This is a genomic window from Bradyrhizobium sp. ISRA436 (genome assembly GCF_029910015.1).
GTDB lineage: Bacteria > Pseudomonadota > Alphaproteobacteria > Rhizobiales > Xanthobacteraceae > Bradyrhizobium.
Map to the genome: position 1 here is coordinate 2,640,307 of NZ_CP094519.1, position 21,510 is coordinate 2,661,816.

A 21,510-nucleotide genomic window follows, 5' to 3' on the forward strand; every position below is an offset into this window, starting at 1 on the left:
GCCCGCGCGTCCGGTGACGCGGGGAGAGGATGTGAGGGCCGCGTCGACGCGCTTGAATCTCCTTGATTTCGCTCATGAATCGGCGATCCCACCAATCCGATTGACTCCGCCGGTCCTGTTAGCTTTATATTAGAACATACCATGAACAAATGAGCCAGACCCTGGTTCTCTGTTCAGACCAGTGACGGCTTCAAATCTTGGTTGGGAAGGAGCGGCGCTATGAACGGCGCACGCATGAGCACGCTTGCGTCCCTGCGCGGCAGCATCGCGCGCATCGAGGCGCCATCGGATGCGACCATACTGAACCGCGTCGCGCTCGGGCATGTGGGCGCGGATGCGATGCTGCGCGGCGGACTTGTGCCCGCAGTGCTGCATGAGGTGTTCGCGAGCGGCCATCAGGGCGGGGCCGCGACCGGCTTCATCGCGGGGCTTGCCGGACTGATGTCACCGCGCAAGCCGCTGGTTTGGGTGCGGCAGGATTTTTCCGATCTTGAAAGCGGCGCGCTGTCGATGAGCGGGCTTGCCGAGCTCGGCCTCGATCCGCGCCTGCTCGTCACGGTGCGCGCCGCCGATGTCGATGCCGCGTTGCGCACCACGGCCGACGCGCTCGCCTGCGATGCGCTGGGCGCGGTCGTGCTCGAGGTCTGGGGCAATGTGCGTCAGCTCGATCTCGTCGCCAGCCGCAAATTGACCTTGGCCGCGCAAGCCTCTGGCGTCACCGCGCTGGTGCTGCGGATTGCGGCGAGCCCGACCCCCTCGACCGCGGAGACGCGCTGGATCGTGCGCGCGGCGCATTCGCCGCCTGGCACCGCCGCCAGCGCCTGGGGCGCGCCGCGCTTCGACGCCAAACTCGTGCGCAATCGTCATGGCCCGGTCGGGCGATGGATCATGGAATGGAAATGTGATGAGTGCCAATTCAGTGAACCGTCGGCGTATCCTCAGCCTGTGGCTGCCACGCCTGCCCATCGACCGCATCAAGCGGAAGCTCGCACAGCGCAGCGTCTCGCAAGTTGACGCTCGGGAGGTCGTCGGGCTCCCTCTCCCGCTTGCGGGGGAGGGCTGGGGTGGGGGTCTCGCCACGAGCGATGCTCTTCGTGAGGAGAGAGTTTCCACTCGGGAGGTGGCAGGGCTCTCTCCCCCCTTGCGGGGGAGAGTTGGAGAGAGGGGTACCACGGACGCCGGCGTATGTGGCTTACCTCTCTCCCTGCCCCTCCCCCGCAAGGGGGGAGGGAATGAGACAGAAGCGCAAGTGGCACCCAGCGTCGTGGTCGCAAAGGATCACAACGCGATCCTGCTCCACGCCGTCGACGAGGCCGCGGTGCGCGCGGGGCTGTCGATCGGGCTGCCGCTCGCCAATGCGCGCGCGATCTGCCCGGAGCTCACCGTCTACGACGCCGATCCCGCCGCCGATCTGAAGACGCTGAACGACATCGCCGACTGGTGCGACCGCTTCACGCCGCTGGTGGCGCTGGATCCGCCTTACGGCCTGTTCCTCGACATCACCGGCTGCGCGCATCTGTTCGGCGGCGAGCGCGCGCTGCTGCAGATCGCGACGAACGCGCTGAGCCGCCGCGGCTTTGCCGTTAGTGCCGCAATATCAGGCACCTCGATTGCGGCGCGCACGCTGACGCGGCATGCCTCGGGGAAAATCACAGCCGATGGCGAGGAGGCCCAGGCCGTCGGTCCGCTGCCGGTTTCCGCGCTCGGCGCCGATGCCGCGATCACGACCGGCCTGCGTCGCGCCGGCTTGAAGACCATCGGCGATGTCGCCGCGCGCGCACCGCACGAGATCTCGGCGCGGTTCGGCGCCGCGTTCACCACGCTGCTCAGTCATGCGCTGGGGCAGGGCGATGCCCCGATCAGCCCGCGCAAGCCGCTGCCGGATTACATCGTGGAAAAGCGTTTCCCCGAGCCTGTTGCAACCGACACCGTGATCGCGCTGACGCTGCAAAACCTCGCCCGGATGCTGGTCGCGGCGATGGACAAGCAGGGCAAGGGCGCGCGGCAATTGGAGGCGAGCTTCTTCCGCACCGACGGCGCGGTGCGCTCGATCGCGGTCGAGACCGGGCGTCCGGTGACGCGGCCGGAGATGATCGACCGCCTGTTCCGTGAGCGGCTCGATGCGCTCAACGATCCGCTCGATCCCGGCTTCGGCTTCGATCTCATCCGTCTCGCCGCCGGCCGCACCGAGCTCGTGGTACAGCAGCAGCGCGATCTCGACGCCACCGTCCATGACAGCGACGAGGTATCCGCGCTGATCGACCGCATCGCCGCCCGCATCGGCGGCAAACGCGTGGTCGTGCATCTGCCGCTGGAGAGCCACATCCCCGAACGATCAGCGCTCGCGGTGCCGGCGCAGCATCATCTCGCCGCCGCGAGCGCGGCCGCCTGGCCGGAGCGCGTCGCGGGCGAGCCGCCGCTGCGCCCCTTGCGACTGTTCGACCGGCCGGAGCCGATCAAGGTGCCGTTCGCGACCGTGCCCGACGGCCCTCCGCATCAATTCACCTGGCGCCGCGCGCGACATGAGGTGGTGCGGGTCGAGGGCCCCGAGCGCATCGCGATGGAATGGTGGAAGCAGGACGGCCAACCGCTGACCCGCGATTACTTCCGCGTCGAGGATGCCGAGGGCCAACGCTTCTGGATCTTCCGCGACGGTCTCTATGAGAGCGAGCTGAGGGACGAAGACGGCAAGCCTGTTCCCGCCAACTGGTATGTGCACGGGCTGTTCGCATGAAAGCGCCCGTGCCCGACTATGCCGAGATCGGCATCACCAGCAACTTCTCCTTCCTGCGCGGCGGCTCCGATCCGCGCGCCTATGTGCATCAGGCGAGCGAGCTCGGGATTCCCGTGATCGGCATCGCCGATCACAACACGCTGGCCGGCGTGGTGCGCGCCTGGAAGGAGCTCGACAATGCCGAGGTCAAGCATCCACCCCAGCTCCTGATCGGCGCCCGCATCGTCTTCATCGACGGCACACCCGACATCCTGGTCTATCCGCGCGATCGCGCCGCCTACGGCCGGCTGTGCCAGCTCTTGACCCGCGGCAAGCGTGGCGACGACGACAGAGCGTTTTCAAGCGAAGTGGACACCGGTTCGCGTGAAGAAAACGCGTCAAAACAAGAAATCGTGCGCATCGAGAAGGGCGAGTGTCATCTGAAACTGTCCGACCTGCTCGACTACGCCGAAGGCCAGCTGCTGGTGCTGGCGCTGCCGCATCGCTTCGATCCGGCGCAGGCGCTCGATCTGCTCGCACGGTTGAAGGAGAGCGCCGCCGACGGCGTCTGGCTCGCGGCAAGCCTGCTCTATCGCGGCGACGACAGGCGCCGCCTCGCGCAGTTGCATGGGCTTGCCGCCGAGGCCGACGTGCCGCTGCTCGCCACCAACGAGGTGCTCTATCACCATCCGGCGCGCCGCCCGCTGCAGGACGTGCTGACCTGCATCCGCGAGAAGACCACGATCGAGGCGGTCGGCCGCAAGCTCGAGGCCAATGCCGAGCGTCATCTCAAGCCCGCGCATGAAATGGTGCGGCTGTTCCGCGATCTGCCCGACGCGATCACGGAAACCATGCGCTTTGCCGAGCGCATCACCTTCTCGCTCGACCAGCTCAAATACCAGTATCCCGACGAGCCGGTGCCGCCGGGCAAGACCGCGCAGCAGCATCTGGAGGACCTGACCTGGGCCGGCGTCGACAAATATTTCGGCGGCGTGGCCAACATCGACACCAAGCTTCACGCCACTCTCAAGAAAGAGCTCGCGTTGATCGCCGAGCTGAAATACGCGCATTACTTCCTCACCGTGCACGACATCGTGCACTATGCGCGCAGCCAGGGCATTCTGTGCCAGGGGCGGGGATCGGCGGCGAATTCGGCCGTCTGCTATGTGCTCGGCATCACCTCGGTCGATCCGACCAAGGTCGATCTGCTGTTCGAGCGCTTCATCTCCAAGGAGCGGCTGGAGCCGCCCGATATCGACGTCGATTTCGAGCATTCGCGGCGCGAGGAGGTGATGCAATATGTCTACCGCCGCTATGGCCGCCACCGCGCGGCCATCATCGCCACCGTCATCCATTATCGCCCGCGCAGTGCGATCCGCGACGTCGGCAAGGCGCTTGGGCTGACCGAGGACGTCACCGCGGCGCTCGCCGATACCGTGTGGGGCAGCTGGGGCAAGGGCCTCAACGACATGCAGGTGCGGCAGGCCGGACTCGATCCCAAGAACGCGATGATCAATCTCGCGGTCGAGCTCGCCACCGAGCTGATCGAGTTTCCGCGTCACCTCTCGCAGCATGTCGGCGGCTATGTGCTGACCCAGGACCGGCTCGACACCTATGTGCCGATCGGCAACGCCGCGATGGACGACCGCACCTTCATCGAATGGGACAAGGATGACGTCGATGCGCTCAGCATGATGAAGGTCGACGTGCTGGCGCTGGGCATGCTGACTTGCATCCGAAAATGCTTCGACTTGATCGACGGCCACAAGGGCAAACGCTGGGAGCTTGCCACCGTCCCGCAGGACGACAAAAACGTCTACGACATGCTGTGCCGCGGGGAGTCGCTCGGCGTGTTCCAGGTCGAGAGCCGCGCGCAGATGAACATGCTGCCGCGCCTGAAGCCACGAGAGTTCTATGACCTCGTGATCGAGGTCGCGATCGTGCGCCCGGGGCCGATCCAGGGCGACATGGTGCATCCCTATCTGCGCCGGCGAAACAAGCAGGAGCAGGAAAGCTATCCATCACCGTCCCCCGAGCACGGCCCGCCGGACGAACTCTACAATGTGCTGCACAAGACGCTCGGCGTGCCGCTGTTCCAGGAGCAGGCGATGCGGATCGCGATCGAGGCGGCACATTTCTCATCCGAGGAGGCCAACGGCCTGCGCCGCTCGATGGCAACCTTTCGCAACCTCGGCACCATCGGCAAATACGAGGACAAGCTGATCGGCAACATGGTCGCGCGCGGCTATTCGCCGGACTTCGCCAGAAGCTGCTTCGACCAGATCAAGGGTTTTGGCTCCTACGGCTTTCCGGAAAGCCATGCTGCGAGCTTCGCCCAGCTCGTCTACATCTCATCATGGCTGAAGCACCATCATCCCGATGCCTTCTGCTGCGGCCTGCTCAACTCGCAGCCGATGGGCTTTTACGCGCCGGCGCAGATCGTCGGCGACGCGCGCAAGAACGGCGTCACGGTGCGCGAGGTCGACGTCTCCTACAGCTTTGCGCAGAACACGCTGGAGGAGAAGGTTGGCGATCATTGCGCCGTGCGGCTCGGCTTCCGCCAGATCGACGGCTTTCACTGGCTGGATCCGGACGAGCAGAGGCTGAAGGAAGTTCAGCAGTCGTTCCGGGGTACGCTTGCACTCCCTCTCCCGCTTGCGGGGGAGGGCTGGGGTGGGGGTGTCTCCGCGAGTCCCATTATGGAGAGAGCCCCCACCCGCAGCGCATCCGCGCTGCGGCCTCCCCCGCGAGCGGGGGAGGTGAAGCAAGAGAAAGACTGGGCCGATCGCATCGTCGCCGCGCGCAACCGCCGGCCCTTCACCTCGCTGGAAGACTTCGCCCGCGACACCGGCCTGCCGAAGCGGGCGCTGATCCTGCTGGCGGACGCCGATGCGTTCCGCTCGCTCGGGCTCGATCGCCGCGCGGCGCTGTGGGCGGTGCGGCGGCTGCCGGACGACGTGCCGCTGCCGTTATTCGAGGCGGCGACGGCGCGCGAGCAGCCGGATGAAAACGCAAAGCCGCTGCCGGAGATGCCGCGCCCCGAGCAGGTGGTCGCCGATTATCAGACCATCCGTCTGTCGCTGAAGGGCCATCCGATGGAGTTCCTACGCGAGATGTTCACGAAGGAGCACGTCGTCGCCTGCCACGAGATCAATCGCGACAATGATCGCCGCCGCGTTCGTTGCGCCGGCGTGGTGCTGGTGCGGCAGCGGCCGGGCAGCGCCAAGGGCGTCGTGTTCATGACGCTGGAGGACGAGACCGGCATCGCCAATATCGTGGTGTGGCCAAAGGTGATGGAGCAGTACCGGAAAGAGGTGATGGGCGCGCGCCTGATCCTGGTCGAGGGCTATATCCAGAGCAGCCCGGAAGGGGTGACCCATCTGGTGGCGCGGCGCATGATCGATCGCTCCCACGGTCTGATCGGTCTCGCCAACGATTCCCTCAGCCGCAAGCACCCGGTGCCGGTGGGCCCCGCGCTGGTCGAGCCGCTCAACGACGACCGCCGCGATCATGCCGATGCGCCGGCGCAAAAAATCCGCCACCCGCGCAACGTCCGCATCCTGCCGCCGTCGCGCGATTTTCATTGATGTCGATTGGAGGACGGATTACGTCCTTTGATCCGTCGGCCCTGCGTTACGCGGGCAAACTGATCTTCTCCTTCGCAAGAACGCGCTGCACGGCCGGACGCTGTAACAAGCTGTCCTTCAACGTCGTAAAGTTCTTCAGTTCCTGAACCGGATAACCCCTTCGCAGGGCCCAGACATAGAAAACAAACAAGTAGGGATCTGCGACCGTATATTGGTCCGAGAACCAACGCCGCCCATTTAGTCTGTCGTCTATCTGTTTGAGGTATCCGTCGAAGGTATTGCGACCAGCCTCCTGAATCCCAGCAAACGCCGACGAGTCGGCCGACTGGCACCCATGCATGATGGTCTGCGTGCACGTCAGCTTGTTCGAGGCGGAAACGCTCACCTGAGCTCTCCTTTCGTTCACTTTGCTCAAGTATAGCGTCGGTCGCGGCGACGCTGAACAACGGTCGCTCGTCGCCTCGGAATGATGGGTGAGGGATGCGGCGCGCCCTTACCTCTGAGTTGCCCGACGGCGCAAGCCCTCGTATCAAAAATATTTCTGTTTTCCAGAAGCGCAACTCAGTGTATGAAGAGCCCGTCTCACCCGCTTGAGGGGCGCTTCGCGATCGTCACGAGTGTTGGGCGGGATGCGGTGGACGCCGAGTGCGCAACTGACGAGTGCGCATGAGGCGGACGGTGAAGTCGTGTGGTCTCGACGCCCCAGTGGCAGGTGTCTCCTCGCAAGATGCAAAGCGTCTTCGCGAAGACGGTGACAAAAAAGCCAAGTCTCGCCGGGGAGAGCGCGAAGTAAGCCGTAACCCATCGCGCAGGGAAAGCCGGGATTGCTCCGGTTTCACCTGTGGTCCTACCTCCGGTGCTTTTTGTTGCACCGGACCCATGGGTGCGATCGGCACCCGGCTTTCCCTGCGCCCTCTGATCAAGAGAGGGCGGAACGAGATGCAAAGCTCGGGCAATTCGTGTCGCGAGAATGCTGACGTGTAGCTTACAGCTGACGTGTAGCTTACAAGTGGTCCCTATCGGATGGGTCTTGCTTTCGCAGGGACGGCGGATGAATTCTTCAGCAGCCGCACACTATTCCACCGCGGCACCCACCGGCGGTCCGCCCGGCGGGCGATGCAGGAAGGTGATCGATGCATAGGCGCCGACCCAGGAGCCGGCGGCGGCGAAGGCGACATAGACCCAGTTCTCGGTGTAGCTGATCACGGCATAGGACGAGAGCAGGTACCAAATGCTGCTCCAGGTCGCGGCCGGCACGCGTTTGCGCGCGACGACTGCCGAGGTGAACATGACATAGACCGCGTCGGTGGCCGCGGTCGCAAGAAAAACGCCGCCGGCGGTGAGGGGATCGATGGCAGCCATTGCAACTCCTGTTCCGGTCGGGCGAAGCCCTTGAAAAGCCCAACTTGACGGGCCAAACCGGCACCGCCTTTCTGTCATCATGCTCGGGCATACAACGGTCGGAAAGAGGCATGCGCATGCAGGACGTCAGTGAAATCCTTGCCGAGATCTGGACCGGTGCCGGCGGCGCGCCGTCCGCGCTCGATGCAGTCAGGCTGACCGGCGCCGAGCCGCAACTGCCGTCGTCGTTCCGTGTCGGCGCGGCGGCGCAGGCCTCAATCGCCGCGGCGGGCCTGGCGGCTGCGGAGATCTGGCGATCGCGCAGCGCCGAGACGCAGGACGTCGCGGTCGATATGCGCCACGCCGTCGTCGAATGCCGCAGCGAACGCTACCTGCGCGTCGACGGCAAGCCGCCGCCACCGGCCTGGGACAAGATCGCCGGCGTTTACCGCACACGCGACAACCGCTTCGTCCGCCTCCACACCAATTTCCCGCATCACCGCGACGCCGTCTGCCGGGTGCTCGCCTGCAAGGCGGAACGTGACGACGTCCAGGCCGCGCTGATGCAGTGGGACGGCGAGGCGTTCGAGACCGCGGCCTACGCCGCCGGCGCCGTCGTCGCGCTGATGCGTTCGCACGACGAATGGTCCGCGACGCCGCACGCGAAAGAGCTCGCAAAACTGCCGCTGATCGAAATCGAGAAGATCGGCGACGCCGCGCCAAAGCCTTGGGCCCCGGGCGACCGGCCGCTGGCCGGCATCCGCGTGCTCGATCTCTCGCGCGTGATCGCGGGCCCCGTCGCCGGCCGCACGCTCGCCGCGCATGGCGCCGACGTGCTGTTGATCTCGGGTCCCGATCTGCCCGCGATCCCGTGGCTCACCATCGACATCGGCCGCGGCAAGCTTTCGAGCTTCGTCGAATTGCGGAGCGAGGAGGGCCGGCGCGTGATGCGCGATCTCGTGGCGCAGGCCGATATTTTCTCACAGGGCTATCGTCCGCAGGCGATCGCGCGTCTCGGCTTCTCGCCGGAGGAGGCCGCACGGATCAGCCCCGGCATCGTCTATGTGACGCTCTCGGCCTATGGACACGCTGGTCCGTGGGCGGACCGCCGCGGCTTCGATTCGCTGGTGCAGACCACGACCGGCTTCAATCACGCCGAAGGCCAGGCCGCCGGGATCGAGGGGCCGAAGGAGCTGCCGGCGCAGATGCTCGACCACGCCACCGGATATTTCATGGCGTTCGGCGCCATGATGGCGAAGGCCCGGCAGGCGCGCGAGGGCGGCAGCTGGCACGTTCGGGTGTCGCTGGCTCAGACCGGGCGCTGGCTGTGGAATCTCGACCGCGTCGCGGGCGGTCTGGCCACCGAGGACCTGAAGGCCGATGCGGTGACGCCGTACATCGAGCAACTCCCGTCCGGTTTTGGCACCCTGAGCTCAGTCGGGCACGCGGCCGTGCTGTCGAAAACGCCGGCCCGCTGGTCGCGTCCAGCGATGCCGCTCGGCAGCCATCCCCCGGAGTTTCCCGGATGAAGCATTCAGGCGTCGTTCAGACTATCCAATCTTTAACCGCAGCCGCTGCCGAACGGCGATTTTTAGGTTGTTTACAACACCAAATCAGCACTATTAGCGCACCGCTGGGGCCGTCCCGTCGGAAGCTGAAACGATCGACCCCCGGACCGCATGCTTAAAGAATTCACCAAACGAACACAGAGCTTTAGCCGCCCACGACTGGTGACGGCCGTGGCGGTGCTGGCGCTGGCCGGGGCCGCTGTCTACGGCTACGCGTATCTCAGCGCGGCCAAACCGACGCCGTCGGAGGTCTCCAGCCAGTCCCGCAAGGCAGGCTCGCGCTATACCCCGACCGCGGCCGAATGGGCCAGCCTGACCTTCCAGACAGTGACCGAACACACCTTCCGCTCCGAGCTGGTGACCGAGGGCAAGATCGGGATCGATGAAGACCGGTCCACCCCGGTCTATTCGCCCTATACCGGCCGGGTGACCCGGCTGCTGGTGCGGCCGGGCGAGAGCGTGGCCAAGGGGCAGCCGCTGTTCGTGATCGAGGCGGCCGACACCGTGCAGGCCCAGAACGATTATGTCGCGGCGATGACCGGCCTCAACAAGGCGCAATCGGCGCTCGACCTCGCACAGATCCAGGAGAAGCGTGCCAAGGACCTGTCCGAGGGCAAGGCGATCCCGCTGAAGGATTATCAGCAGGCGCAGGCAGCGCTGGTACAGGCCCAGAATGACGCCCGCTCGGCGCAGACCCAGTTGGAAGCCGCGCAGAACAAGCTGCACATCCTCGGCTTCGGCGACGACGCCATCGCGACGCTGCAGCAGAAGGGCCGCCTCAATCCGGAGACGACGGTGTTCGCGCCAATCGCCGGCACCATCGTCCAGCGCAAGGCGGGCCCGGGTCAGTACGTCTCGACCGGCGCCAGCGATCCGGTCTACGTGATCGGCGACCTCTCCACGGTCTGGCTGATCGCCTATGTCCGCGAATCCGACGCCGACAACGTCGCTGTCGGGCAAGACGTCAGCTTCAGCGTGATGGCGCTGCCGGGCAAGGTGCTGAACGCCCGGATCAACTACGTGGCCGCCGCGATCGATCCGACCTCGCGCCGGCTTCTGGTCCGCGCCACCATCGACAACAAGGACAACCGGCTGAAGCCTGAGATGTTCGCCAATGTGACGCTGTATTCGACCGGCGATCACCCGGCGGTCGGCGTGCCGAAGCAGGCGCTGATCTACGAGGGCGACCAGGTTCGGGTCTGGGTCGTGCGCGACGACAAGACGATCGAGCTGCGGCAGATCAAGCCCGGCCTCACCAATGGCGACCTTGTCGAGGTTGCCAGCAATCTGAAGCCCGGCGAGCAGATCGTGACGAAGGGGAGCCTCTTCATCGACCGCGCCGCATCCGGCACTTAATACAGCATGATCCGGAAAAGTGGGGTCGGTCTTCCGGCGAGATCATGCTCAATCAAAGCAGTCCTTCCAGCCTGAAAGCTCCGATCTGAATGGATCGCCTCGTCGCCCTTGCCGTCAATCGCCGCTACTTGATGGTGGCCATGTTCGCCGCCGTCCTCATCGGCGGCCTGCTTGCGTTCAAGCAGCTCAACATCGAGGCCTACCCCGACCCGACCCCGCCGATGGTCGACGTCGTGACCCAGAGCCCGGGCCTCTCGGCGGAGGAGATCGAGCGTTACATCACGATCCCGATCGAGACCCAGGTCGCCGGCATCAAGAACCTGCGCACCATCCGCACCATCTCGCTGTACGGCCTCTCCGACGTCAAGCTGCAGTTCTCCTTCGATTACACCTATGACGAGGCGTTGCAGCAGGTGTTGAACCGCCTGTCGCAGCTTGCGCCATTGCCGGGCAATGTGCAGCCCGGCATTTCGCCGACAAGCCCGATCGGCGAGATCTTCCGTTACCGGCTCAAGGGCCCGCCGAACTACAGCGTGCTCGATCTCAAGACGCTGCAGGACTGGGTGCTGCAGCGCCGCTTCCGCGCGGTGCCCGGCGTGATCGATGTCACCGGCTGGGGCGGCAAGACCAAGACCTATGAGGTCCAGGTCGATTTCAACAAGCTGGTCGCCAACGGCCTGACCTTGCCGCAGGTGCTGCAGGCGGTCTCCAACGCCAACATCAATGTCGGCGGCAACACCGTGAACATCGGTTCGCAATCAGCCGTGGTGCGCGGCGTCGGCCTGATCCGTTCGATCGACGACCTGTCCAACACCATGATCTCGCAGTCCGGCGGCAATCCTGTGCTGGTGAGGGATATCGGCTCCGTCACCGTCGGCGAGAAGCCACGGCTCGGCATCGCCGGCATCGACAATGACGACGACATCGTGCAGGGCATCGTGCTGATGCGGCGCGGCGAGCAAAGCTCGCCGACGATCGCCCGCGTCGAGCAGCTCGTCAACCAGATCAACAATTCCTCGATCCTGCCGCCAGGTGTGAAGATCGAGCGCATCTACGACCGCAAGGACCTGATCGAACTCACCACCCACACCGTGCTCCACAACATGGTGGTCGGTATCCTCTTGATCGTGCTGCTGCAGTGGATCTTCCTCGGCGATCTCCGCAGCGCGCTGATCGTCGGCGCGACGATTCCGTTCGCGCTGTTCTTCGCCGTGATCATCCTGGTGCTGCGCGGCGAATCCGCCAACCTGCTGTCGGTCGGCGCGATCGACTTCGGCCTGATCGTCGATGCCACCGTCATCATGGTCGAGGCGATCTTCCGGCGGTTGTCGCAGACCACCGCGCTCTCGGAGGCGGAGCAGAGCCACATCTCCGAGGACACGGTGATGGGCATCAAGAGCCACGCGATCCTGTCGGCCGCGGCCGACGTCTCGCGCTCGATCTTCTTTGCCGCGACCATCATCGTCGCCGCCTTCCTGCCGCTGTTCACGCTGGGCGGCGTCGAGGGCAACATCTTCGGGCCGATGGCGCGAACCTATGCCTACGCCTTGGCGGGCGGTCTGCTGGCGACTTTCACAATCACGCCGGCGCTGAGCGCGATCATCCTGCCGGCGCATATTCACGAAACCGAGACGTGGATCGTCGAGAAACTCAACCAGATCTATCTGCCAGTGCTCAACTGGGCGATCGCCAACCGCAGGGTCGTGATGGCCGGCGCGGCCGGCCTCGTGGTCATGACCATCATCTTCGCGCGCCTCCTGGGCCTCGAATTCCTACCCAAGCTGGAAGAGGGCAATCTGTGGATCCGTGCCACGCTGCCGCCGACGATCTCGCTGCAGGAAGGCAATACTTATGTCAACGAGATGCGGCGGCTGATCCGCAGCCGGCCCGAGGTGGTGTCGGTGGTGTCGCAACATGGCAGGCCCGATGACGGCACCGACGCCGCAGGATTCTTCAATGCCGAGTTCTTCGCGCCACTGAAGCCGGCCAGCGAATGGCCCGGCACGCATGACAAGGACGAACTGACCGCGCAATTGCTCGCGCAGTTGCAGGACAAGTTCCCCGGCGTCGAATTCAACTTCTCGCAGTACCTGCAGGACAACGTCTCGGAGGCGGTGTCGGGCGTGAAGGGCGAGAACTCGATCAAGCTCTACGGCAACGACCTGCAGGCGCTGACCGACACCGCCAACAAGATCAAGTCCGTGCTGGCGACCGTGCAGGGCATCACCGATCTCGCGGTGTTCACCTCGCTCGGCCAGCCGACCATCCAGATCGACGTCGACCGTGCGCGGGCGGCGCGCTACGGCCTGTCGCCGGGCGACATCAACGCAACGATCAAGGTCGCAATCGGCGGCGACAGCGCCGGCGACCTATACGAGCCCGGCAGCGACCGGCATTTCCCGATTATCGTTCGGCTCGCACCCGAATATCGCAAGAGTGCGGAGGCGATCCAGAACCTCCGTGTCGGCGTATCCAACGGTAATGGCGGCATCACCCAGATTCCCTTGAGCGAAGTCGCCTCGATCAAGCTGGTTTCGGGCGCCGCCTATATCTACCGCGAGCAGCAGGAGCGTTACCTGCCGATCAAGTTCTCGGTGCGCGACCGCGACCTCGGCAGCGCGATCCTGGAGGCGCAGCAGAAGATCAACGAGCAGGTGCAGCTGCCGCCAGGTTCGCATCTCGAATGGGTCGGCGAGTTCGGCAATTTGCAGGACGCAATCAAGCGGCTGTCGATCGTGGTGCCGATCAGCCTCGCGCTGATCGCGGCGCTGCTGTTCTTCAATTTCGGCTCGATGGTCGACACGCTGCTCGCGATGAGCGTGATCCCGATGGCGATCTTCGGCGGCGTGCTCGGGCTCCTGATCTCGGGCATTCCGTTCAGCGTGTCGGCGGCGATCGGCTTCATCGCGCTGTTCGGCATCGCCGTAATGGACGGCATCATCATCCTGTCGCAGTTCAACCAGCTGATCGACGAGGGCTACGACCGCATGCGCGCGGTGATCCGCACCGGCGAGTTGCAGCTCCGCCCGGTGCTGATGACCTGCGTCGTCGCTGGCGTCGGACTGCTGCCGGCGGCGGTGTCGGAGGGCATCGGCTCCCAGGTGCAGAAGCCGCTCGCGATCGTCGTCGTCACCGGCATGATGCTGGCGCCGCTGGTGATCCTGGTCACGCTGCCGGTGCTGATCTCGTATTTCTCGCGCCGGCCGCGGGAGCGCTAGGGAGCGATCCGGCAGGCAATCAGGTGAAGCCGTAGAGCCGTGCCGGATTGTCGACCAGGATCGTCTTGCGGACCGCGGCATCCGGCGCCCAGACCGGCAGCTGGTTGAGGAGGCGGCCGTCGTCGATCTGGTACAGCGGCGTCACGTCGGTGACCTTCTTGCCCGGCGGCGTCACCGAATCCGGATGCGGCCAGTCGGTGCCCCAGACGATCCGCTCGGCATTGGCCGCGATCAGCGCCTGCGCCAGCGGCACGGCGTCCGGATAGTCGGGGGCGAGCTTGGAGGCACGGTAAGCGCCGGAGATCTTGACGTAGGCCTTGCCGGATTTGACGAGCTCGAGCAGGTCGGCAAATCCCGGCTGCGCGACGCCGAGCGCGGCCTCCGCGCCGCCGAAATGGTCGAACACGACCGGCACCGGGGCATCGGCGACGAGATCCTTGATCGCCGAGATCACGGCGAGGTTGGTGAAGAGCTGGATGTGCCAGCCCCGCGCCTTCATCCGGTCTACGGCGGCCGAGAAGCGCTGCCGGCCGACATTGGGATCGTTGACGCCACTGGTCGCGAGGTTGAGGCGGATGCCGCGGAAGCCGGCCTTGTGCATGGCGTCCAGATCGCTCTCGCTGGTCTTGTCGTCGATCACGGCCACCCCGCGCGCGGTGGGGCCGCGGGCCATGATGCCGAACAGCGTCGCCGAATTGTCCGGACCGTAGACGCTCGGGGTCACGATCACCACGCGCTCGATGTTTAGCGCCTTGTGGAGGGCACTCATCTCCTCGGGCGAGGCCTGTTCCGGCGTGTAGACGCGGCCGGCGAAGAACGGGAACTTCGCGGGGTCCCCATGGATGTGGGTGTGGCAGTCGCACGCCCCGGCCGGCACATCGAAGTTCACCGGGGTCGATGGCTGCGAGGCCCTGGAAAATGCGTTGCTGCTGGTCATGGTCACTCCCGCCGCGATGGAAGCCAGCATCATACTGCGTCGCGTCAGCATTGGACGTCTCCCTGCGTGCTCGGCTGTTATGCGCGTCATCCGCGCCTCGGCGTTATCTGCCGCCGGTGGGGAGGGAGGTTATCGGGGGATCGCTCGGGCGGGAAGGGCTCGGCGTTCGCTGTGCGAACGGTTCCGCGTCGACGTCTATTGTCCCGACGGCGTGCGGAGGCCATGCCAGGCGTCGCGGACCTGATGGTAATGAACCTCGGGCAGATAGTCCGGCGTCTTGAGATTGAGCGTCTTGACGTCGAGACGTCCGATCGCGCTGAGCAGCGTGTAGGAGGCGACCACGCGATCGCGCTGCGCGCCGATCAGCCGGGCGCGTGCCGAGATCAAATCCTGCTGCGCATTGAGCACGTCGACCGTGGTGCGCTGGCCGCCGGCGGCTTCCTTCTGTACGCCGGCCAGCGCAACCTCGGCGGCCTTCATTTCGGATTCGGAGGCCGACACTGCGATCTTGGCGCCCTCGCTTGCGACCCAGGCGCTGACCACCGCGGTCTTGGCCTGGTTGCGGACCTGGTCGAGCACGAGCCGGCTCTGCGCCGCCATTTCCTTGGCCTGCCGGGTCTGCGATGCCGCCGTGCCGCCGTCATAGATCGGCTGGGTGACCTGGCCGATCACCGAGGCTTGATCGGTCCCGAAGGTGCCGAGCGTCGTATCGGTATCGCGGCTCTTGCTGACGCTGCCTTGCACCGTGACATTCGGCATCAGGCTGCTTTCGGCGACGCGGATCGACGTCGAGGCGACGTCGACGTCGTAGCCGGCCGCCAGCACGGCCGGGTGCTCGCGCAACGCAAACGCGATGGCTTCCTCGCGGCTGCGCGGCAGCAGCCGGTCGATGGACTCGGCGGGGCGCAATTGCGACGGCGGGTTGCCGATCACCTGCGCGTAGGTGGCCTGGCTGACAGCGAGGTTGACCTGCGCGGCATTGAGATCGGCCAGGCCGCGATTGAGCCGCGCCTCGGCTTGCGCGGTATCGGTCGGCGTGACGTCGCCAGCATTGAGGCGCCGCTGCGTGATCGCCCGGGTCTCCCTCAGGAAGGCGACGTTGGCGCGCTGGGCATCGACCAGCGTCTGGTTGGCCAGCACGTTGGTATAGGCGGTGACGGCATCGAGCAGCACGCCCTGGCCGACATTGCGCAGCGCCTCGCGGCCGGACTGCACCTGCAATTCGGCGACGCGTACGCTGTTGGCGGTCTTGAAGCCGTTGAACAGGGTCTGGGTGACGGTCAGGCCGATCTGCCAGGGCTTCAAGGTCGCGGTCTGGATGACATTGCCGGGCAATTGGTCGCGCACCGCCTGCAGGCCGACCGAGAGGCTGGCCGCGATCTGGGGCCGGTAACCGGCAAGTGCCTGCGGCACGTTTTCGTCGGTCGCACGCTGGCGCGCGCGTTCGGCGTTGAGCTGCGGGTTGGTTCGATAGGCCTTGGCCAGCGCCTCCGGCAGGCTCTCGGCGCGGGCGGCGGGCAGGGCCAGCAGCAGCGTGCACACGAGTGCGCCAACGCAACTGCCCGACAACGGCACGCGTCTCTTGACGTCGCCAAACCTGGCGGCACGCTCAACCATGTGATCCCGCAAACCCAACCCCGGCAGGCCGCCCCTGCCGGCGCGTTCGACACATCTACTACCTGTTTAAGGGGCGGCATCGCCACTGGCAAACCGCAGCGCGACATCTGCACATCAATTCAATTGTTGTCTGTTGCCGGTTCGTCACAGGCGAACCTCAATGTCATATGCAGTATAAATTCCGGCCACCGGCGGCCGACTCTGGATGCCGGTTGTCCACAGCCTCGCCGGGTTCAACCGTGATGCCGAAAATCTTCTCCGATCCCGAGGCGATCGCCGAACATATCATCCGTGACGTCGGAACCGATCTGGTGGTCGGGCTGCCGCTCGGGCTTGGCAAGGCCAACCACATCGTCAATGCGCTGTATGCGCGGGCCGCCGCCGACCGTTCCATCAATCTGACGCTGCTCTCGGCGCTCACGCTGGAAAAGCCGAAGCCGAAGAACCTGCTCGAGCAGCGCTTCATCGGTCCGGTGATCGAGCGGCTGTTCGGCGGCTATCCGGATCTCGCCTATGCGGAGGCGCTGCATGCCGGCGCCCTGCCGCCCAACATCAAGGTGATCGAGTTTTTCTTCCTCGCAGGGCAGTGGCTGCATCAGCCATTCGCACAACAGCATTACATCTCCGCGAACTACACCCACGCGGCATCCTGTTTGCTGTCGCGTGGACTGAATGTCGTTACCCAGCTCGTCGCCAAACGCGTGGTCGATGGCGAGGCGCGCTACAGCCTGAGCTGCAACACAGATACGACCCTGGACGTTCTGCGTGCCCGCAGCGGCGGGCGTGCGGCGTTCAAGCTGATCGCGCAGGTCAACTCCGAGCTGCCGTTCATGCCCGGCGCCAGCGACCTGCCGGCCGATGAATTCGCGGCTGTGCTCGACAGCCCCACGGTCGACTTTCCGCTGTTCGCGCCGCCGTCTGAGCCGATCAGCGACACCAAATATGCGATCGGGCTGCATGCCGCGGGCCTGGTGCGCGACGGCGGCACGCTGCAAATCGGCATCGGTCAGGTCGGCGATGCGCTGGCACAGGGGCTGGTGGTCCGTCATCGCGACAATGGGCAGTTCCACGGCATCATGAAGCGGCTTGCGCCCGGTAGCGAACAGTTCGCCGCAGCCGAAACCGGACCGTTCGAGAAGGGCCTCTACGGCGTCAGCGAGATGCTGTTCGAGGCGTTCCTCGGGTTGATCGACGCCGGCATCCTCAAGCGCGACGTCGACGGCGTGATCCTGCACGGCGCCTTCTTCCTGGGCCCGCAATCGTTCTATCGGGCGCTGCGCGAAATGTCCGCGGAGCAGCTGGCGCGGATCCAGATGATGCCGGTGTCCTTCACCAACGAGATCTTCGGTGACGAGGACGCCAAGCGGCGCGCCCGCGTCGATGCACGCTTCGTCAACAATGCGATGATGGCGACGCTGCTCGGCGCGGCGATCTCGGACGGTCTGGAGAATGGCCAGGTCGTGAGCGGAGTCGGCGGCCAGTACAATTTCGTGGCACAGGCGTTTGCGCTCGAGGGCGCACGCTCAGTGTTGACGCTGGAGTCCACCCATCCGTCCGCAAGACAGATACAGTCGAACATCCGCTGGAGCTACGGCCACGAGACCATTCCGCGGCACCTGCGCGATATCTTCGTCACCGAATATGGCGTCGCCGACGTGCGCGGGAAATCGGATGCCGATGTCATTGCAGCGATGCTGCAGGTGGCGGATTCCCGCTTCCAGGGCGAGTTGATGCGGCAGGCCAAGGATGCCGGCAAGCTACCGCGCAATTACGAGATTCCGGTCGCCCACCGCGAAAACTATCCCGAGCGGATCAGCGCTGCGCTGAAGCCCGCGCGTGACGCCGGCCTGTTGTCGCCGTTCCCGTTCGGAAGCGATTTCACCGCGGTCGAGCAGCGGCTGATCCCCGCCTTGCAGATCCTGCAGCAGGCGCAGCGCACACCGCTGCAGCTGCCAAGCCTGCTATGGCAGGGCATGCGGCATCCGCCCGACGCCGCCGACCGCGAATGCCTGGCGCGGCTCGGTCTCGACAAGCCTACCCACTTTGCCGAGCGCGCCTATCGCGCCCTGGTCAGCGCGGCGCTCGCGCGGAGCAGGGGACGCTAGCGGTTCTTGTTGACCGGCTTCCGCTTCTCGATGAACGCGGCCATGCCCTCGGAGCGGTCTTCCAGCGCGAAGGTCGAGTGGAACAGGTTGCGCTCGACATTCATGCCCTCCGAGAGCGGCGTCTCGAAGGCGCGGTTGATGGCCTCCTTGGCCATCGCAGCCGCCGGGCGCGACATCGAGGCGATCTTCTCGGCCGCGGCGAGCGCCTCTTCCATCAGCTTGTCGGCGGGCACGATCCGCGACACCAGGCCCAAGCGCTCGGCCTCGGCAGCGTCCATCATTCGCCCGGTGAGGCAGAGATCCATTGCCTTCGACTTGCCGATCGCGCGTGTCAGGCGCTGCGTGCCGCCGATGCCGGGAATCGTGCCGAGGGTGATTTCCGGCTGGCCAAATTTGGCGGTGTCGGCGGCGATAATGACGTCGCACATCATCGCGAGCTCGCAGCCGCCGCCCAGCGCATAGCCGGCCACCGCCGCGATCGTCGGCTTGCGGCATCTGGCGATACGATCGCCGCCGATCGAGGCGAAGTCGCTGGTGAACATGTCGATGAAGCCCTTCGGCTGCATCTCCTTGATATCGGCGCCGGCCGCAAATGCCTTCTCGCTGCCGGTGATCAAAAGACAGCCGATCTTGTCGTCGGCCTCGAGATCGTCGACCGCTGCGGCGATCTCGCGGAACACGCCGAAAGACAGAGCATTGAGCATCTTTGGCCGGTTCAGCGTGATGACGCCGACCGGTCCTTTGCTCTCGACGATGATGAATTCGAACGTAGCCATGGACGCAAACCCCGTGCCTGATTTGCCCGGCAATGTGCCCGCTGGCGGGATGCGCTTCAAGTGGCTGAAGGGAGGGCCGGGCCGGTTGCGGCGCTACTCGCGCCGCGCCCGCGATGGTCGACAGACTTACGCCATGAACATGCGCGCGGCGGAGGCCACGGTGAGCAGGGCGCCAAAGCCGATAAAGATCTTCCCGATCAGCGATGTCTGGTCCCAGGTCGAGCCGTCGCCGCTGGCCACGACCGGTGCTGCCGTGGCGGTAGCCATTGCCACGGTTTGCGGCTGCGCCGGCCGGGTTTCGGGCTGAGCTGCCTGCTGCTGGGCTGGTTGTTGCTGTTCCGTCGGCTGTGCCTGCTGCAAGGCACGATCGACGTCGTTGAGCTGGTCGGACGCGACCACGTCAGTGTCGGCGGCCTGCGGCTGCGAATCGGCTGGTTTGTCGGCTGCGGCTACAGTGGAATTGGCGTTGGCGGGTGCGGCGTGGGTGTCGCCGGCGGTCAGCTCTGCATTGGCGTTGGCAACGGAGGCCGGGATGCCTTTCGACGTGACGCTGCCGGCGTCGCCGACAGCGGCCTTGCTCTCGGATTTGTCGGCGTTCTTGGAGGACTTGCGGTGGGCATGTCGCTTGTCGTGCCGGACCGATTTGTCAGCGGTGGCGCTGCTGGATTTGGACGCCGTGGTGTCCGCACCAGCCGCACGCATCGGCGAGGAGCCGGTGACACACACGAGGAACCCTGTAGCAACCATCAAGGCCAAGCGCCCGCTGGCTTTGATTTTCATTTGATTATCTCCCCATTCGCCTGGCCCCGGGGCGAAAAGAGACCCTGCTGCGTGTCCACACCGGGGCAGAAAAAGGGAATCTTCGGGCCACAACGGGCGAAAGCTGGGCAATTCCTGCGTTGCCGACTTGATGGCCTGGAGCGGCACCGATGCTTGTCGCTCCGATCGGTGTTATGAGCCAGAGGCCCTGGAACCCCACGGGGGCGATTCTGCCAGCCGGTCGTCGGTGCCATCCTCGCCGGAGCCTGATATCACGAATTCGTGATGCGCTTGCTCTGCGCGTAACGAATTGAAAGGTCGACCGAATTGCAACTCAGGAGCAGGCGTGCGGGAACGTGAGGACGAGTGGACCGACCTGATGCGGTCGGCCATTTCAGGCGATGAGGCAGCGTATCATCGTCTGCTCAAGGCCATCACGCCGGTGCTCCGCGCCGCGGCGCGCCGGGGATTGGCGCGCGCGGGACAACCGGTCGATCAGTCCGAGGACATCGTGCAGGACATCTTGCTGGCGGTGCATTTGAAGCGGGAGACATGGGACGCTAACGCTCCATTTGCGCCGTGGTTGTTCGCGATCGCCCGCAACAAGCTGATCGACGCGCTGCGCCGTCGCGGCAAGCGCATCTTTGTCAATATCGACGACTTTGCCGAGACGTTGCCGGGAGAAACGCCCGAGCCGACCGCGTCGGCGAACGAGGTGGCGGCCCAGCTGCAGTCCTTGCCCGCGCGGCAGCGCGACGTGCTGCGATCGATCGCGGTCGACAGCGCCTCGATCAAGGACACTGCGGCGAAGTTCTCGATGAGCGAGGGCGCGGTGCGGGTCGCGCTGCATCGTGGGTTGGCGAGCCTCACTGCGAAACTACGGGACCGATGAGCATGGACACGGATCAACTCATTCGAACCCTGGCCGCCGACAATGCCTACCGCCCGCGGCCGATCGGTCTTGCGCTGATGTTGGCGCTGCTTGCCGCGGCCCCGGTCTCGCTCCTGATCTTCTTTGCCGAGCTTGGTGTCCGCCCCGACGTGATGACGGCAATGCATAACCCGTTCTTCGACCTGAAATTCGCCGTCACGCTGGCGCTTGCGGCCTCCGCGATCGCGGTCAGCCTGCATCTGTCGCGGCCCGAAGCCTCGCTACGCGGCTTCGGCTGGTGGTTGCTGGTTCCCGCCGGCATTCTCGTTGCCGCGATCAGCGGCGAGATGATGATGCCGCAGCGCGCACCGATGATGACGCGGCTGATCGGCAAGAATTCGACGGCCTGCATGTCCGCGATCCCCGCGATGTCGCTGCCGCTGCTCGCGGGCGCGCTGCGCGCGCTCCGGCAGGGCGCGCCGTCGCGGCCGGCGGTGGCCGGCGCGGTCGCGGGCATGTTGTCGGCAGGATTGGCGGCGACGATCTATGCGTCGCACTGCACCGATGATTCGCCGCTGTTCGTCGCGACCTGGTACACGCTCGCAACTGCGATCGTCGCGACCGTCGGCGCGTTCGCTGGACGGCGGGTGCTGAGATACTGA

General features: G+C 65.5%; 15 protein-coding genes. 9 read left to right on the forward strand and 6 right to left on the reverse strand.

All coding sequences use genetic code 11. From position 1 onward, the window contains the following. The first annotated feature begins 219 nt into the window (after positions 1 to 219). The 3 genes from MTX23_RS12315 to MTX23_RS12325 all read left to right on the forward strand — a co-directional run bounded on the left by MTX23_RS12315 (position 220) and on the right by MTX23_RS12325 (position 6,300). Positions 220 to 1,014 (forward strand): DNA repair protein, encoded by a 795-nt coding sequence (locus tag MTX23_RS12315; RefSeq protein WP_280976908.1) that lies wholly within the window; start codon positions 220 to 222, stop codon positions 1,012 to 1,014. A 235-nt stretch (positions 1,015 to 1,249) separates the two neighbouring features. Next, a complete protein-coding gene (locus tag MTX23_RS12320; protein ID WP_280976909.1) occupies positions 1,250 to 2,734 on the forward strand; it encodes a DNA polymerase Y family protein in 1,485 nt (494 codons plus the stop codon). Next, positions 2,731 to 6,300, forward strand: coding sequence for an error-prone DNA polymerase (locus MTX23_RS12325; RefSeq protein WP_280976910.1), 3,570 nt, complete (start codon positions 2,731 to 2,733; stop codon positions 6,298 to 6,300). The genes MTX23_RS12320 and MTX23_RS12325 overlap by 4 nt, the downstream gene beginning before the upstream one ends. 46 nt (positions 6,301 to 6,346) lie before the next feature. Here the strand turns inward: MTX23_RS12325 and MTX23_RS12330 are convergent, their stop codons facing one another. After that, a complete protein-coding gene (locus tag MTX23_RS12330) occupies positions 6,347 to 6,685 on the reverse strand; it encodes a glutathione S-transferase C-terminal domain-containing protein (protein ID WP_280976911.1) in 339 nt (112 codons plus the stop codon). Positions 6,686 to 7,374: 689 nt separating this feature from the next. Beyond that, on the reverse strand, positions 7,375 to 7,662 hold the full coding sequence (locus tag MTX23_RS12335) for a hypothetical protein (RefSeq protein WP_280976912.1): 288 nt from the start codon (positions 7,660 to 7,662) through the stop codon (positions 7,375 to 7,377). A gap of 116 nt (positions 7,663 to 7,778) precedes the next feature. On the opposite strand from MTX23_RS12335, the gene MTX23_RS12340 reads away from it, so the two are divergent. From MTX23_RS12340 to MTX23_RS12350, 3 genes are all read left to right on the forward strand, one after another. After that, the gene (locus MTX23_RS12340; RefSeq protein WP_280978056.1) at positions 7,779 to 9,170 is read left to right on the forward strand and encodes a CoA transferase; all 1,392 of its coding nucleotides are present in this window, start codon (positions 7,779 to 7,781) and stop codon (positions 9,168 to 9,170) included. A 150-nt stretch (positions 9,171 to 9,320) separates the two neighbouring features. Further along, on the forward strand, positions 9,321 to 10,565 hold the full coding sequence (locus tag MTX23_RS12345; RefSeq protein WP_280976913.1) for an efflux RND transporter periplasmic adaptor subunit: 1,245 nt from the start codon (positions 9,321 to 9,323) through the stop codon (positions 10,563 to 10,565). 89 nt (positions 10,566 to 10,654) lie between these two features. After that, the gene (locus tag MTX23_RS12350) at positions 10,655 to 13,783 is read left to right on the forward strand and encodes a CusA/CzcA family heavy metal efflux RND transporter (RefSeq protein WP_280976914.1); all 3,129 of its coding nucleotides are present in this window, start codon (positions 10,655 to 10,657) and stop codon (positions 13,781 to 13,783) included. A gap of 19 nt (positions 13,784 to 13,802) precedes the next feature. Here the strand turns inward: MTX23_RS12350 and MTX23_RS12355 are convergent, their stop codons facing one another. Then, entirely contained in the window at positions 13,803 to 14,771 is a 969-nt protein-coding gene (locus tag MTX23_RS12355; RefSeq protein ID WP_280976915.1) for an amidohydrolase family protein, read from the reverse strand. Between the two features lie 144 nt (positions 14,772 to 14,915). Next, entirely contained in the window at positions 14,916 to 16,337 is a 1,422-nt protein-coding gene (locus tag MTX23_RS12360; protein ID WP_280976916.1) for a TolC family outer membrane protein, read from the reverse strand. 242 nt (positions 16,338 to 16,579) lie between these two features. Here MTX23_RS12360 and MTX23_RS12365 point away from each other — a divergent pair, with 242 nt between their 5' ends. Then, on the forward strand, positions 16,580 to 18,442 hold the full coding sequence (locus tag MTX23_RS12365; protein WP_280978057.1) for an acetyl-CoA hydrolase/transferase C-terminal domain-containing protein: 1,863 nt from the start codon (positions 16,580 to 16,582) through the stop codon (positions 18,440 to 18,442). Here MTX23_RS12365 and MTX23_RS12370 read toward each other — a convergent pair. Together MTX23_RS12370 and MTX23_RS12375 are read right to left on the reverse strand one after the other, a co-directional pair. Beyond that, on the reverse strand, positions 18,439 to 19,218 hold the full coding sequence (locus tag MTX23_RS12370) for an enoyl-CoA hydratase (protein ID WP_280976917.1): 780 nt from the start codon (positions 19,216 to 19,218) through the stop codon (positions 18,439 to 18,441). The two genes, MTX23_RS12365 and MTX23_RS12370, sit on opposite strands and share 4 nt — an antisense overlap. A gap of 126 nt (positions 19,219 to 19,344) precedes the next feature. Then, the gene (locus MTX23_RS12375) at positions 19,345 to 19,998 is read right to left on the reverse strand and encodes a hypothetical protein (protein WP_280976918.1); all 654 of its coding nucleotides are present in this window, start codon (positions 19,996 to 19,998) and stop codon (positions 19,345 to 19,347) included. A gap of 325 nt (positions 19,999 to 20,323) precedes the next feature. On the opposite strand from MTX23_RS12375, the gene MTX23_RS12380 reads away from it, so the two are divergent. Together MTX23_RS12380 and MTX23_RS12385 are read left to right on the forward strand one after the other, a co-directional pair. Then, positions 20,324 to 20,869 (forward strand): sigma-70 family RNA polymerase sigma factor, encoded by a 546-nt coding sequence (locus MTX23_RS12380; protein WP_280976919.1) that lies wholly within the window; start codon positions 20,324 to 20,326, stop codon positions 20,867 to 20,869. Positions 20,870 to 20,871: 2 nt separating this feature from the next. Beyond that, a complete protein-coding gene (locus MTX23_RS12385; RefSeq protein WP_280976920.1) occupies positions 20,872 to 21,510 on the forward strand; it encodes a DUF1109 domain-containing protein in 639 nt (212 codons plus the stop codon).